Source organism: Campylobacter concisus (genome assembly GCF_003049065.1).
Taxonomy (GTDB): domain Bacteria; phylum Campylobacterota; class Campylobacteria; order Campylobacterales; family Campylobacteraceae; genus Campylobacter_A; species Campylobacter_A concisus_BE.
Window position 1 is genome coordinate 190,685 of the sequence record NZ_PISC01000001.1, and the last position, 13,649, is coordinate 204,333.

At 41.8% G+C, this 13,649-nt stretch carries 14 protein-coding genes; 10 read left to right on the plus strand and 4 right to left on the minus strand.

The features are described from left to right. Nucleotides 1-84 precede the first annotated feature (84 nt). The 4 genes from CVS81_RS00940 to mraY all read right to left on the minus strand — a co-directional run bounded on the left by CVS81_RS00940 (nucleotide 85) and on the right by mraY (nucleotide 4,934). Complete coding sequence (locus tag CVS81_RS00940; RefSeq protein ID WP_107964783.1) at nucleotides 85-1,959, minus strand: hypothetical protein; 1,875 nt, start codon at nucleotides 1,957-1,959, stop codon at nucleotides 85-87. Between the two features lie 169 nt (nucleotides 1,960-2,128). Next, complete coding sequence (murD, locus tag CVS81_RS00945; protein ID WP_107964784.1) at nucleotides 2,129-3,346, minus strand: UDP-N-acetylmuramoyl-L-alanine--D-glutamate ligase; 1,218 nt, start codon at nucleotides 3,344-3,346, stop codon at nucleotides 2,129-2,131. A gap of 4 nt (nucleotides 3,347-3,350) precedes the next feature. Further along, a complete protein-coding gene (locus CVS81_RS00950; RefSeq protein WP_107964785.1) occupies nucleotides 3,351-3,866 on the minus strand; it encodes a hypothetical protein in 516 nt (171 codons plus the stop codon). Between the two features lie 3 nt (nucleotides 3,867-3,869). Continuing rightward, nucleotides 3,870-4,934: a phospho-N-acetylmuramoyl-pentapeptide-transferase gene (gene mraY / locus CVS81_RS00955; protein ID WP_107964786.1), complete on the minus strand. Its 1,065-nt coding sequence runs from the start codon at nucleotides 4,932-4,934 to the stop codon at nucleotides 3,870-3,872. A gap of 79 nt (nucleotides 4,935-5,013) precedes the next feature. On the opposite strand from mraY, the gene gpmI reads away from it, so the two are divergent. The 10 genes from gpmI to CVS81_RS01005 all read left to right on the plus strand — a co-directional run bounded on the left by gpmI (nucleotide 5,014) and on the right by CVS81_RS01005 (nucleotide 13,642). Then, nucleotides 5,014-6,477: a 2,3-bisphosphoglycerate-independent phosphoglycerate mutase gene (gene gpmI, locus CVS81_RS00960; RefSeq protein WP_107964787.1), complete on the plus strand. Its 1,464-nt coding sequence runs from the start codon at nucleotides 5,014-5,016 to the stop codon at nucleotides 6,475-6,477. A 36-nt stretch (nucleotides 6,478-6,513) separates the two neighbouring features. Next, nucleotides 6,514-7,257, plus strand: coding sequence for a 3-oxoacyl-ACP reductase FabG (gene fabG / locus CVS81_RS00965; RefSeq protein WP_009294788.1), 744 nt, complete (start codon nucleotides 6,514-6,516; stop codon nucleotides 7,255-7,257). Between the two features lie 86 nt (nucleotides 7,258-7,343). Continuing rightward, entirely contained in the window at nucleotides 7,344-7,577 is a 234-nt protein-coding gene (acpP, locus tag CVS81_RS00970; RefSeq protein WP_002941395.1) for an acyl carrier protein, read from the plus strand. Nucleotides 7,578-7,611: 34 nt separating this feature from the next. Next, the gene (locus CVS81_RS00975; protein WP_021085320.1) at nucleotides 7,612-8,823 is read left to right on the plus strand and encodes a beta-ketoacyl-ACP synthase II; all 1,212 of its coding nucleotides are present in this window, start codon (nucleotides 7,612-7,614) and stop codon (nucleotides 8,821-8,823) included. A gap of 1 nt (nucleotide 8,824) precedes the next feature. Then, a complete protein-coding gene (gene accA, locus CVS81_RS00980) occupies nucleotides 8,825-9,760 on the plus strand; it encodes an acetyl-CoA carboxylase carboxyl transferase subunit alpha (protein WP_002941254.1) in 936 nt (311 codons plus the stop codon). Nucleotides 9,761-9,965: 205 nt separating this feature from the next. Then, nucleotides 9,966-10,820, plus strand: a complete 855-nt coding sequence (locus CVS81_RS00985; RefSeq protein WP_107964788.1) for a CbrC family protein — start codon at nucleotides 9,966-9,968, stop codon at nucleotides 10,818-10,820. A gap of 11 nt (nucleotides 10,821-10,831) precedes the next feature. Next, a complete protein-coding gene (locus CVS81_RS00990) occupies nucleotides 10,832-11,674 on the plus strand; it encodes a YwqG family protein (RefSeq protein WP_107964789.1) in 843 nt (280 codons plus the stop codon). A gap of 424 nt (nucleotides 11,675-12,098) precedes the next feature. Beyond that, on the plus strand, nucleotides 12,099-12,713 hold the full coding sequence (locus tag CVS81_RS00995; protein WP_107964790.1) for a riboflavin synthase: 615 nt from the start codon (nucleotides 12,099-12,101) through the stop codon (nucleotides 12,711-12,713). Between the two features lie 10 nt (nucleotides 12,714-12,723). Continuing rightward, entirely contained in the window at nucleotides 12,724-13,443 is a 720-nt protein-coding gene (locus CVS81_RS01000; RefSeq protein ID WP_107964791.1) for a polyphenol oxidase family protein, read from the plus strand. Continuing rightward, complete coding sequence (locus CVS81_RS01005; protein WP_021092152.1) at nucleotides 13,433-13,642, plus strand: hypothetical protein; 210 nt, start codon at nucleotides 13,433-13,435, stop codon at nucleotides 13,640-13,642. Before CVS81_RS01000 ends, CVS81_RS01005 begins: the two co-directional genes overlap by 11 nt. Nucleotides 13,643-13,649 lie beyond the last annotated feature (7 nt).

Genomic DNA, 13,649 nt, shown 5'->3' on the forward strand with positions numbered 1-13,649 from the left:
GTGTATTGTAATATCGGAAAATCTCTTAAAATTTAAATAGTTTGGTGGTTTTTTGGGATGAGGTCTTTGGCTCTTGTAAATTTACTACATCACCTCGACATGCACATTTTTATCTATCTCTACGAAAAATGTCTGCCCAGCGTTGTTTTCGCCTTTATAGACTTGATTGACCGCTTCGCCACTTGGCTCTACTTTGAGCTCGTTATAATCAGCTCCGATTACGCTATTTTTTGCATTTAGCGCGGTTATCTCGGCGCTTTTAGCTTTTATGAAATTTCCAACGAGCTGCACCACGTCGTCGCTGTCACCTGAAATTTTAAGAATGGTATTTAGGCTTTCTAAGCCATCAGGCCCTTTGGTAGGGTTGGAGTCTATCATGTCGATTATGTTTTGCCCATTTAGCTTTAGCTTCACAGCCTTTGTGTGATCAAGTTCGATGCGCTCAAAGCTCTCAAGGCGCTTATCTAGCTCACTTATCTTTGTTAGATCCACGTTTTGGGTAAAAACTAGCGTATCTATGCCACCTTTTGCGTCGATATCGTGCGAGTTAAAGATAAATCTGTCATCAAGGTTGCTGCCAACGTCTTTTGTACCTTTAAATTCTAGATCAAATGGCTTATCAAAATCGCTTGCATTATCGCCAAATTTTGTACCATTTATTTCTTTTGCCTTATAAAACGTATCGCTCTCTTTTGTCACAAGATGATTGTGTTCAAGAGCCTCCATATAAGCGTTGCTAACTAGTTTTATGTTAGGGTCATTTGAAATAATTCTACTAAAAGTGCTATCTGGATGCACTCTAAACATATAACTATATCTTTCATCGGATACTTCTATATGTACTTTATAAAATCCATAATCATTTGTTAAATTTAGGCTATTTGTACTTTCGCTTTGTGAGGCACTATCTTCATCTATGCCACCATTTCTAGTTGCTGCTGCAAATGGCTGCCATGAAATTTCTCTACCATCAAATTCAAATTTAAAACTCTGCCTTTGTTGTTTTATCTCATAATAAAACTTGTCGATAGCACTACGGTTTTTTATAAATATCCAGCCATCCATGCTGACCATTACTCCATCTGCAGTGATTTTGGACTCGAATAATTTATAGTGACCATTTTTATTAGGTGGTTCAACATTTGGGTCAAAACCTCTATCGATTCTATCTTTGGTGTAATTTACATTTGGGTCTCGTCCTATCCTAGCAAGCTCGATGTCTGATGGAGTGCGGTTACGTACTTTTACATTTAGTTCTTCTGACGAAAAAGGTGGCCTGTATTGATTACCAGTTGCATAACGCAAGTCATTAAATGTACTTGTCGCACTTACGTGATGGTTTGCGCTCCACTCTTTTAGTATGCTTTTGCTTCGCTCCAAATCATAATAATCAAGCCCCCGACCATGGTTTCTAGCTGAGTCATAAAGCCAAATATCTGCATCCAGCCCTCTGTTTGTGACGTTTAACACATTTATGGTATCTATAAATGGCTCTTCTTTTGGCTCCGCAGTGGTGCTACTTTTTTCTACCAGCGTACTAGAGGCACCTGAGACGCTTTTTAGCTCGCTTGGCTGGGTGCTACTTATGTTTGGCTCTAAAGATCTGTGTTGGTTGTAAATTTGATGGATATTTGCGCTATGTCCGCTTGTAGCAAAACTAGCCATGCTCAAAGATATGCCCTCGCTCGCCGATGATCCGTATCCGTGCTCGCTCTCGCCCTTTTCTTCTGCTGGTTTTGTTGAAATTTTTAAAATTTCATCTAAATTTATGCTTTGATGAGCTCTTAAATTTATCTCCTCGCCACCTTCTAAAGTGATCTTGGCGTCTAAATTTTTAGTAAAAATTTTCTGATCAGCGTAAATCTCATCGCCATCTTTTAGCATTTTTATGCTTCCGTCTTGGCTTATGATGTAAATTTCACCCTGAATGTCTTTTATGATTAGTTTTTTATCTTTCATCTTTTCCTCGTTGTATTCTAAGCCATATCGGACAAATTTATAAAACGTATATAGCTAAAGTATTATTTTTTGTGATTTTAGTGAAAGATACTAGGTGATATCGTTGCTTCAGATCAAAAAAGCCTATAAATTTATGAAATAGCAGGTTAAATTTAAGAGAAAATTGTGCTTAAAGAGCCCTTATAAACTCTTTAAATTTATCTCCTCGCTCGGCGTAGCTCTTAAACTGATCAAGGCTCGCAGCTGCTGGGCTTAGAAGCGCTATCTCGCCACTTTTTAGCTCTTTGCTTATCTCATTTACAGCGTTTTGTAAAAAGTCGCATTTTAGGGCAGGCACGTTAAATTTAGCAGCTAAATTCATAAGCTTGTCGCTGTTTGAGCCGATGGCGTAAATTTTGACTTTAAGACCCTTTAAATTTTCAAATAGCTCATCCATACTAACGCCCTTGTCGTCGCCACCTAAGATCAGGTGCATGAAGTGGTCTTTGTAGCGTTTTACAGCTTGAATGCTCGCATCTATGTTGGTCGCTTTTGTGTCATTTACCCAGGTTCGACCCTTGTTATCAGTAAATTCTTCGAGCTTGTTTGCCTCGATGACAAATGTGTTTAAAAGTCCCACATCGCAGCGATCAAATAAAATTTTCTCAACCGCAAGTGCTAGCAGTGCATCAAGTAAAAATGGCGTTTTAAAGGCTATATCGCCCAAATTTACACCGCAAAAACGAGCCAGATCGCTCTCATCTTTATAGGCGATCACTTTGGCCTTTGTAGGCGTTTTAGCGTAAGCTTCAGGCACGATAGCTACGCTTGTTTCACTCATGCTAGCAAGTGGCTTAAGCTTTGCCTTTTCGTACTCGCTCATGTTGCCATGCCAGCTTAGATGATCTGGAGTGATCGGCAAAAGCACGTAGATGCCAGGCGTTGCGCGGTTTGTGTAGTGCAGGGTAAATGAGCTGGTCTCAAGTATCCAAATTTTAGTATGCGGGTTTAAATTTGCTAGCGCGATGCCGACGTTTCCGCCCATGACTGAGCCTTTGCTCTCTAGCAGGTGCTGCATCATCTTTGTGGTTGTCGTCTTGCCGTTTGTGCCGCTTATCCAGACGTTAAATGGCAGATGCGCCTTGTAAATTTCATAAAAATAGTCATATTCGCTAACTAAATTTTTAGCTTTTTTTATAAGCTCGTGGTGAGGCGGAATGCCAGGGCTTGGTATCTCTAGGCTGCTTTTTGCTGGGTCAAATTCGCTAACTGGCAAAAGAGCGTTGCCAAACTCATCTTTTGAAATTTCGCTAAATTTATCATCATAGATATCCCAAAAACCATCATTTATAAAATTCTTTGAAATCGCCTTTGTCGTGCCACCATAGCCAAATAGTGATTTTCTCATGATTTTATCCTCTTTTGCCCCATAAAATTTCTACTATCTCATTTGCGCTAAGCTCACGCATCACGCCTTCTATCTCGCGGCGCTCAAAGAGCTCAAAGCTAAAGGTTTTGGCAAAATTTAGCTTCAAAAACTCTGCAAAATATGCACCCTTGCAAGCAAATGTCACTCTTACGTAAAATGCCTCTAAAAAATCATCATCAAATTCAGGCACAGGTGCTAACATGCGCTCCACTATCTGCCTAAGCTCGTCTTTTGTTATATCTGGCACCACTTTTGGCTCTGGCAAGGCGATGTCAAAGGCGAGATTTTCAGCACCCTCGGCCTCCCACCACTCGTGCAGGCTAAATTTACTCATATCCTTGCCACTGATCTTGGCTAGACGCTGCTCTACCTTGCGGTACTCTTCGCCGTCCTCATCGCCAAATTCGTCGCAATAGTCGGTGTAGGCTAAAATTTGCTCCAAAATTTCATCATATTTTTTTCTAGCACTCTCAAAGTCAGGCTCTATCTGCGCTCGCATGATCTACCTGATCTTTAGCGCCGTTAGTGCGATCAAATTTGCTAAAAGTGCGATGATCCAAAAGCGCACGATGATCTTATTTTCCGCCCAGCCCTTTATCTCAAAATGGTGATGTATAGGCGCCATGAGAAAAATTCTGCGTTTAAAAATTTTAAAGCTGCCCACCTGCAAGATGACGCTTAGTGTCTCAACGACAAAGATGAGGCCGATGATGATGAGTAAAATTTCGTTTTTGGTCGCAACGCCCATAAAGCCGATATATGCACCAACGCTTAGGCTGCCGCTATCGCCCATAAAGACTTCAGCTGGATGGCAGTTAAACCACAAAAAGCCCATGAGCGAGCCAATTAGCGCAGAGGCTACGACGACGCTCTCACCAACGCCTGCGATCTTTGGTAAAAGTAGGTACGAGCTAAAGACAGCGTGGCCACAGATGTAGGCAAAAACGCCAAGAGTTAGAAGTGAAAATATCGATGGCACGGCGGCAAGTCCGTCAAGTCCGTCTGTTAAATTTACCGCATTTGAGGCTGCGACGATGACTAGCGTCCAAAAGAAAATGGCAAAAATTTTCATATCAAAGATCGGCTGCTTGTAAAATGGCAGGTAAAACTCGGTGTTTAGCTCTTTGCTGATGTATAAAAAGGCTGCGAGTAAAAAGGCGATTGAAAACTGAAAAAAGAGCTTTGCCTTTGGACTTAGACCGGCGTGGTTTTTCGCACCTAAAATTTTGCTGTAATCATCCTTATAACCAAGCAGAGTAAAGCAAACTAGACAAAAGAGCGAGGCTAGCACAAAGGCGTTATCAAGCCTAGCGCAGATGATCGTGGCGATCACGGCTGTAAAGACAAAGACAAGTCCGCCCATGGTCGGCGTTTTAGCCTTTTTTTGGTGAGTTTGTGGCGCGAGCTCGTAGATAGGTTGTGCGGCGTTTTTTGCCTTTGCCCAAGCGATAAATTTAGGCATCAGATAAGCTGTCAAGATAAATGCTATGAAAAACGCGATGCCAGCGCGAACGGTGATATACTGAAAGATATTAAAATTTAAAATTTCATAGATATAGTAAAACATAGGGGCCTTTATTTTAAAAAAAAGCAATTTTAGTATAATGGCCTTAAAAATTATCTAAATTTAAGGATAAAATTTAAAAATGGCTCAAAAAACTATACTTATAATAACTGATGGCATTGGTTCAAACAAAAATGGCAAATTTAACGCATTTGAGGCGGCTAAAAAGCCAAACTACGATAAATTTTTTAAAGAAATTCCAAACTCACTCATAAAAACCTCTGGAAACGCTGTGGGACTACCTGAAGGGCAGATGGGAAATAGCGAAGTAGGGCACATGTGCATAGGAAGTGGGCGAGTTTTATATCAAAATTTGGTCAAAATTTCACGCGGCTTTAATGACGGCTCAGTAGCAGAAAATGAAGCGCTAAAGGCTCTTTTTAAAAAGTGCAAAAAGATCCACGTCATAGGGCTTTATAGCGACGGTGGCGTACACTCTCACATGGAGCATTTTGATGGCATGTGTGAGCTTGCTAGCAAAAGTGGCTGCGAAGTTTTTGCCCACGCTATCACCGACGGACGCGACGTTAGCCCAAATAGCGGTCTAAATTTCATAAAAAGCTTGGAGGCTAAATTTAAGGTAGCAACCGTCTGTGGCAGATTTTACGCGATGGATAGAGATAAACGCTGGGAGCGCGTAAAAGAGGCCTATGATAGCTTGGTAAAGGGAGCAAATTTAAGCGAGCTTTCGCCAAGTGAGTATCTACAAAAAAGCTACGATGAGGGCGTGACTGACGAGTTTGTAAAGCCAGCAAGCTTTAATGGCTTTAGTGGCATGGGCGAAGATGACGGCGTGATCGTAATAAATTTTAGAAATGATAGAGCAAGAGAGATTTGCCAGGCTCTTGGCGAGGAGAAATTTAGCGAGTTTGAGCGACCATTTGCTATCAAAAATCTAATCACCATGACCGAATACGACGCAAATTTTAAATTTGAAGTGCTCTTTAAAAATGAAAAGATAAAAAACACTCTAAGCGAGGTCATAGCGGCTGCTGGCCTAAGGCAGCTTCACACGGCTGAGACTGAAAAATACGCCCACGTAACATTTTTCTTTAATGGCGGCGTCGAGGAGCTAGCCAGCAACGAAACTAGGGTGCTCATCCCTAGTCCAAAAGTAAAAACCTACGACGAAAAGCCAGAGATGAGCGCTGCAGAGGTTTGCAAAGCTGTGCTAAAGGGCATGGATGACGAGCAAGACTTTATCGTGGTAAATTTCGCAAATGGCGATATGGTGGGACATACTGGTAACTACGAGGCCGCTATAAAAGCAGTCGAAGCGGTGGATGCGGCTCTTGGAGAAATTTACGCAAAAGCAAGAGAAAAAAACTACGCTATGATCATCACGAGCGATCATGGAAACTGCGAAGAGATGCGTGATAGCAGTGGCGAACTACTGACAAATCACACGACCTATGACGTCTTTTGCTTTGTGATGGCTGAGGGAGTTAAAGAGCTAAAAAATGGCGGTCTAAACAACATCGCGCCTAGCGTTTTAAAGCTCATGGGGCTTGAGATCCCAGCTGAGATGGACGAGGCGTTATTTTAAATTTGATAATATAAGCAAAATTTATAAGGAGAATCTATGAAATTTAGCGGAAAAAACGTGCTAATAACAGGTGCAAGCAGAGGTATCGGCGCACAGATCGCAAAGACGCTTGCAAATATGGGCTTAAAAGTGTGGATAAACTACCGCTCAAAGCCTGAAGTAGCAGACGCTTTGCAGGCTGAGATCGAGCAAAATGGTGGCAAGGCTGCGGTGATAAAATTTGACGCAACAGACGAAGATGAGTTTATAAAAGGTATAAATTTGATAGTTGATAGCGACGGTGAGCTAAGCTACCTCGTAAATAACGCTGGTATCACAAATGACAAGCTAGCACTTCGCATGAAAACTAGCGAATTTACAGATGTGATAAATGCAAATTTAACTTCAGCCTTCATAGGATGTAGAGAGGCTTTAAAAGTGATGAGTAAAAAGCGCTTTGGAGCGGTCGTAAACGTCGCATCTATCGTTGGTGAGATGGGAAATGCAGGACAGGTGAATTATTCAGCCAGCAAGGGCGGACTAATCGCTATGAGTAAGAGTTTTGCAAAAGAGGGCGCAAGCAGAAATATCCGCTTTAACAGCGTAACTCCGGGCTTTATCGAGACTGATATGACGCATGGGCTAAGTGACGAGGTGAAAAAAACTTATAGCGATAATATCCCGCTTAAACGCTTTGGCAGCGCTAGTGAGGTGGCCGAGGCTGTGGCATTTTTACTAAGTGATCACGCTAGTTACGTGACTGGCGAGACGCTAAAAATAAACGGCGGACTTTATATGTAATGAAATTTCAACAAGTTTTGAAATTTAAAATAAATAAAAGCGTAAATATTATAAGATAACAGACATTTTTTATAAGGAGACCTTAAATGGCAGTATTTGAAGACGTAAGAGACGTAGTTGTAGAGCAACTAAGCGTAGATCCACAAGCGGTAAAACTAGAGTCTAAAATCATCGAAGATTTAGGCGCTGATTCACTTGACGTTGTAGAGCTAGTTATGGCTTTAGAAGAGAAATTTGAAGTAGAAATTCCTGATAGCGAAGCAGAGAAATTAGTAAGCATTCAAGACGTTGTAAATTATATAGAAAAACTAGGCAAATAATTTAAATTTGCATAGTTTGATTTAAGGAGATGTATTGAAACGAGTCGTTGTAACTGGTATTGGCATGATAAACGCACTTGGTCTTGATAAAGAGAGCTCTTTTAAGGCTATTTGCGAGGGTAAAACAGGTGTGAAAGAGATCACGAGCTTTGATGTAAGCGAATTCCCTGTTAAAATTGCTGCCGAGATAACTGATTTTGATCCAAATAGCATTTTAGACGGCAAAGAGGTGAAAAAAGTAGATCGTTTCATACAGCTTGGCATAAAAGCATCTAATGAAGCTATGGCTGATGCAAATTTTAAGGAGTTTGATGCTCATAAATTTGGCGTTAGTTCAGCAGCTGGCATAGGTGGTTTGCCAAATATTGAGAAAAACTCAATCACATATTTTGAAAAAGGTGTAAAGAGAATTTCGCCATTTTTCATCCCATCTGCACTTGTAAATATGCTAGGTGGCATAGTTTCAATAAACCACGGACTAAAAGGTCCAAATTTATCAAGCGTAACAGCTTGTGCGGCAAGCACTCATGCGATATCACAAGCTGCAAAATGCATAATGATCGGTCAAGCAACAAATATGCTAGTTATCGGTGCTGAGTCAACTATCTGTGGCGTTGGCATAGGTGGTTTTGCAGCGATGAAAGCGCTATCAACAAGAAACGATGAGCCAAGTAAGGCATCAAGGCCATTTGATGCAAACCGCGATGGCTTTGTAATGGGTGAGGGCGCTGGCGCACTTGTGCTTGAAGAGTATGAGTCGGCTGTTGCAAGAGGTGCTAAAATTTACGCTGAAGTAGTTGGCTTTGGTGAGAGCGGAGACGCACATCACATCACATCACCAACACTTGAAGGCCCATTAAGTGCGATGAAGCAAGCACTTGATATGGCAAAAGGCGTAAAGATAGACTATGTCAATGCGCATGGTACTTCAACGCCAGTAAATGATAAAAATGAGACAGCTGCACTAAAGGCTGTTTTTGGTGATAAGTGCCCACCAGTTAGTTCAACTAAAGGTCAGACTGGACACTGCTTGGGCGGTGCTGGTGCGATCGAAGCCGTCATATCTATAATGGCAATGAGAGATGGCATCATCCCTCCAACGATAAACTACGAAACGCCAGATCCAGACTGTGATCTAGACTACGTTCCAAATAAAGCTAGAAAAGCTGATATAAAAGCTGTTATGAGCAACTCATTTGGCTTTGGTGGAACAAACGGCGTCGTGATATTTAAAAAGTTGGATTAAGATGTCAAATTATTTAGATTTTGAAAAGAGCATAAAGCAAATTGATGAAGATATAGCAAATGCTAAGATCAGAGGCGATGAACATGCTGTTGAAATTTTAAATAAGAACCTATCTAAAGAGATATCAAAAGTATATAAAAATTTAAACGAATATCAACGTTTGCAACTTGCTCGTCACCCAGATAGACCATATGCTATTGATTATATAAATTCATTTTTAGTTGATGGCTATGAGATCCATGGCGACAGGGCATTTCGCGACGACCCAGCAATAGTCTGCTACATCGGTTATATCGGAGGCAAAAAGGCTGTCGTTATAGGTGAGCAAAAAGGTCGTGGCACTAAAAATAAACTTAAAAGAAATTTTGGTATGCCTCATCCAGAGGGTTACCGAAAGGCTTTACGCGTAGCAAAATTGGCTGAGAAATTTAACCTACCTATCTTATTTTTGATAGACACTCCGGGCGCATATCCTGGTGTTGGCGCTGAAGAGCGAGGTCAAAGCGAGGCCATAGCTAGAAATTTATTTGAATTTGCAAATTTAAAAACTCCAATAATAGCTGTCGTTATCGGCGAAGGCGGAAGTGGCGGTGCTTTAGCTATTGGTGTGGCTGATAGACTTGCTATGATGAAAAACTCTGTCTTTTCAGTCATCTCGCCAGAGGGTTGTGCAGCGATACTTTGGAACGACCCAGCTAAACAAGAGCAAGCCACGAAATCTATGAAGATAACGGCTGATGACTTAAAAAATTTATCGCTTATAGATGACGTGATAAACGAGCCGATAAATGGAGCTCATAGAGATAAAGACGGTGCCGCAAAAGCACTTGCAAACTACTTCATCTCAGAGCTAGCCGAGCTTGAGAAGCTTGATATAAACGAGCTTGTCGCAAAAAGAATAGATAAAATCCTCTCTATCGGGGCTTACGAAGAGTAAAATTTATAGTCGCAAGTGAGTTGAAAGTTTAAGTAAATTTGCTTGCGGCTATCCTTGACGTTAAATTTAATGTGTCTTTTTTTAAATTTTAAAAGTTTAAACAATTTTATATTTTTATCCCACTCTTTTAAATTTTAATAACTCACCTATGCGACTTTTAAGTCTTTAAAGCTAAAATTCTTAGCAAATTTCATAAAGGCTATTTGTGGATAAATTTCAAGAAAAATATATAAAACTTTCAAAAGATTACTACAAAAATAACGGCAATGCGGCGAGCGTGGAGGCTTTGTATCAGTTTAAAGAAGAGCTTGAGGCAAGCGAAGATATACAGGAAAAACATGTTTTGGTAGATATTTATCAGCTTTTGTCTATGCAAAAGAGCGCTTATGAGCTACTTTTAAAGATACACGATAAAAACGACAAAAAGCAGCTAAAAACGCTTGGTTATCTTGCGCAGTTTGTAGATGAGGGCGATAAATGGGCGGTGCCAAGGCCAAAAAGTAAAGGGCAAATTTTAGCTCAAAAGGCAAAGGCTGCCACCTTACCAAAATTTCGCTATCACCCAGAGCCATTAAAAACTGGCGCATTTAAAGATGATATGAGTGTCATCTGCGAGTGTTGCGGTAAAAACACAGAAATTTATTACAACAATGGCATATATAGCGAGCAAGATGTCACCTATCTTTGCCCAGCCTGCATCGCAAATGGCGAAGCTGCTAAGAAATTTGACGCTACCTTTGTGCAGGGCGCCGACAATCTTGCCACGGATGACGCCAAAAAAGATGAGGAGCTCTTTGAAAGAACACCTGGCTATGAGAGCTGGCAGGGCGAGCACTGGGTGGCGTGCTGTGATGATTATTGCGCATTTTTGGGAGATGTGGGCACGAAGGAGCTTCTTGAGCTCGGCATCGCAGACGAGGTCTTTGCGGACTACGCAAAAAGGGACGATTACGACGCGAAAATGGCTCGCGAGCTGCTCGTAGCGGGTGGCGATTTTGCTGGATATTTGTTTCGTTGCTTGCACTGCAAAAAGTATCACATCTACATTGATGCTTGCTAGAAAGGAAAAATATGGATCTAAATGAAATTGCAAAAGGCTGCAAAGAGCGCGGCTTGGATGAGCTTTTTGAGTTTTTAAAGCCAATGGCCAAAAATGCTATAAAGATAGATGCGCAGGCTAAAGATGACGGTGATATCGCTGTTGGAGCGTCTAAATTTGGCGGGCAGCCAGATCTGCCAGCTAGCGTGCCTTGGCCCTCAAATGAAAACGGCGCGCTTAGCTTTATAGCGCAGATAAATTTTGCTGAAGTTAGCAAATTTGACACCGACGGGTTACTACCAAAAAGTGGCATGCTCTATCTTTTTTATGATATAAATTTACGCATTTGGGGCTACGACCCTGCTGATAAAAAGGGCTTTGCTGTGATCTTTAGTGAGGCAGCTCAAGACCAGCTTGCTCGCCAAAACATGGAGGGCGGAAATTTCACATTTGGCGCACGCTCTCTTAGCTTTAAAAATGAGCTAAATTTGCCAAGTTTGCAAAGCTCGCTCGTGCCATTTGGTAAATTTAGCGAGGAGGAGTGGGAGGCCTATCACGAGGTCATCGAGCCAAGCTGGCAGGCCAAAGAAAACAAGCTCCTTGGCCACTCTGACAACATTCAAGATGGCATGGAGCTAGAGTGCGAGCTCGTGGCAAATGGCCTTGACTGCGGCGATGGTAGCGCTTATCACCACCCAAATATCGCAGAGTTTGAGAAAAATGCTGCCCAGTGGCAGCTGCTTTTGCAGATAGATAGCGACTGGGATAGCGACATGGACTGGGACGGAGAGGGTAGAGTTTATCTGTGGATAAAGAGGGACGACCTGGCAGCGCGTGATTTTAGCAAGACGTGGCTAGTTTTGCAGACGAGCTAGGGGCAAAATTTAGCCAAAAGCTTTTGACATGCGTCTGGTAGTAAAATTATTATTGCTGTTTTTTGGCACGCTATCTAAATTTTGTGCCTAGAGTGTGTAAATTTAAAGGCAAATGGCAGATTAAATTTATACTGGCTAGATCAAGTTTAAAATCTTTTGCAATTTACCGCCAGCCAAATTTACCTTGCAAGTGACTTTTGCTACCAAGCTAGCGGCTCATCGCTAATTTGCCAGCATTTTTACATTCTTTTCCTAGGTTGCACTCGCGTTTTTTGTTTTTTGCGTGACCGCTCAAAAGCGTATCTTTATGTCAGTTGTGATATTTGGCATTTATATCTTTTAAATTTCACGTAACCAGCAAATCTATCCATGCGCCAAATTTAGGCAAAATTTAGTAAAATCCTTAAAAATTTAAAGGCAAAATATGTTTAATGGCTTAATCAGGGAGCTTGCCGAGGTCATTAGCTACTCACAAAATGTTTTACGACTAAAGGCTAAATTTCGCCCAAATTTAGGCGATAGCATAGCAGTAAATGGCGCTTGCTTAAGCGTTATCAAACTATATGATGATGGCTTTAGTGTGGAGCTAAGCGCGGAGAGCAGGGCAAATGTCGCGGTTGAAAATTTAAGTGGCTTGGTGCATATTGAGCCAGCTATGAAGCTTGGAGAGCGCGTGGATGGGCATTTGATGCAAGGGCATATCGATTTTATCGGCGTGATCTCAGCTATAAAAAAGCATGAAAACGGCGTTGATTTTTACATCGACCTGCCGCGAGAGGCGATGGCTCTGATGGCAAACAAGGGCTCGGTGGGCGTCGAGGGCGTGAGCCTTACGATAAATGAAATTTTACCAAAGGGCATAAGGCTAACGATCATACCGATCACATTTAGAGATAGCCTTTTTGGCACTTTCAAGATCGGCAGACGCGTAAATATCGAGAGTGACCTGCTGGCTCGCTACGTGGCTAGGATGCTTGAGGCCAAGCAAAATGGCGGCCTTAGCTGGGACGAGGTCGAGAGAATTTCAAGCCTTTACTAAGCGAGCGAAGATGCGTGAAAATTTAGAGATCGTTTTTGATAAAAATGGCATAGTGGCTGGCTTTACAAACAGGCTTGGCGGCGTTAGTGAGGGTAAATTTAGCTCGCTAAATTTAGGCGATCACGTGGGCGATGAGCCAAAAGATGTCATAAAAAATAGAGAAATTTTGGCTAAAAATTTGGGCGTTAGGCAGCTTAAATTTATGAAGCAGATCCACTCGGACAAGGTTTTTGTCCTTGAAAACGAGGAGGACGAGCTGCCAGAGTGCGACGCTGTGATCACAAATTTAAGTGGTGTAGGCATCTGCGTCTTGGTGGCGGACTGCTCGCCAGTTGTGATGATAGATGAGAGGCAGGGCGCTATCTGCGTGGCTCATGCTGGCAGAGCTGGCGTGATGCTAAAAATTTGTACAAAAGCGGTTATGCTTATGGGCGAGAAATTTGGCTCAAGAGCAGGCGACATCAGCGTCTTTGTCGGAGCAAATATAAAAGGCGGCTGCTACGAGGTGGGCGAGCTTGATCTTGGGGAATTTAACGCATATAAGATAGGTAGAAATTTTGATATGAACGCAGCCTTGAGAGATGAATTTAGCGCACTTGGGGTTAGAAATTTAAACTTTAGCGAGGTCTGCACGCACTGCGACGAGAGATATTTTTCATACCGAAGAGACGGCGTGTGCGGTAGATTTTGCGGATTTGCAGTGAAATTTAAGGATAAAAATGGGATATGAGAGCTTTAAAAATCCACTAGCGGCAAAAATAGCTCAAAACGCTAGAAATTTGGGCTTTGAGCAGCTTATGAATGAAGAGTTTGTGCAGATGCTACTTAGCTCAAAAAAGATGGAGCTAAGTGCCGTGGATAGGGAAAATGTCGAGCAAATTTTTATAAAACTGATGGAGATAGAAGAAAAAGTACAACTTAGCAAATAAAGGAGAA

Excerpts from the sequence above, each read along its gene's own strand:
- CVS81_RS00995 (WP_107964790.1), top strand. The coding sequence starts at position 12,099 with ATGTTTAATGGCTTAATCAGGGAGCTTGCCGAGGTCATTAGCTACTCA.
- CVS81_RS00940 (WP_107964783.1), bottom strand. The coding sequence starts at position 1,959 with ATGAAAGATAAAAAACTAATCATAAAAGACATTCAGGGTGAAATTTAC.
- gpmI (WP_107964787.1), top strand. The coding sequence starts at position 5,014 with ATGGCTCAAAAAACTATACTTATAATAACTGATGGCATTGGTTCAAAC.
- fabG (WP_009294788.1), top strand. The coding sequence starts at position 6,514 with ATGAAATTTAGCGGAAAAAACGTGCTAATAACAGGTGCAAGCAGAGGT.
- accA (WP_002941254.1), top strand. The coding sequence starts at position 8,825 with ATGTCAAATTATTTAGATTTTGAAAAGAGCATAAAGCAAATTGATGAA.
- CVS81_RS01005 (WP_021092152.1), top strand. The coding sequence starts at position 13,433 with ATGGGATATGAGAGCTTTAAAAATCCACTAGCGGCAAAAATAGCTCAA.
- CVS81_RS01000 (WP_107964791.1), top strand. The coding sequence starts at position 12,724 with ATGCGTGAAAATTTAGAGATCGTTTTTGATAAAAATGGCATAGTGGCT.
- acpP (WP_002941395.1), top strand. The coding sequence starts at position 7,344 with ATGGCAGTATTTGAAGACGTAAGAGACGTAGTTGTAGAGCAACTAAGC.
- mraY (WP_107964786.1), bottom strand. The coding sequence starts at position 4,934 with ATGTTTTACTATATCTATGAAATTTTAAATTTTAATATCTTTCAGTAT.
- murD (WP_107964784.1), bottom strand. The coding sequence starts at position 3,346 with ATGAGAAAATCACTATTTGGCTATGGTGGCACGACAAAGGCGATTTCA.
- CVS81_RS00990 (WP_107964789.1), top strand. The coding sequence starts at position 10,832 with ATGGATCTAAATGAAATTGCAAAAGGCTGCAAAGAGCGCGGCTTGGAT.
- CVS81_RS00950 (WP_107964785.1), bottom strand. The coding sequence starts at position 3,866 with ATGCGAGCGCAGATAGAGCCTGACTTTGAGAGTGCTAGAAAAAAATAT.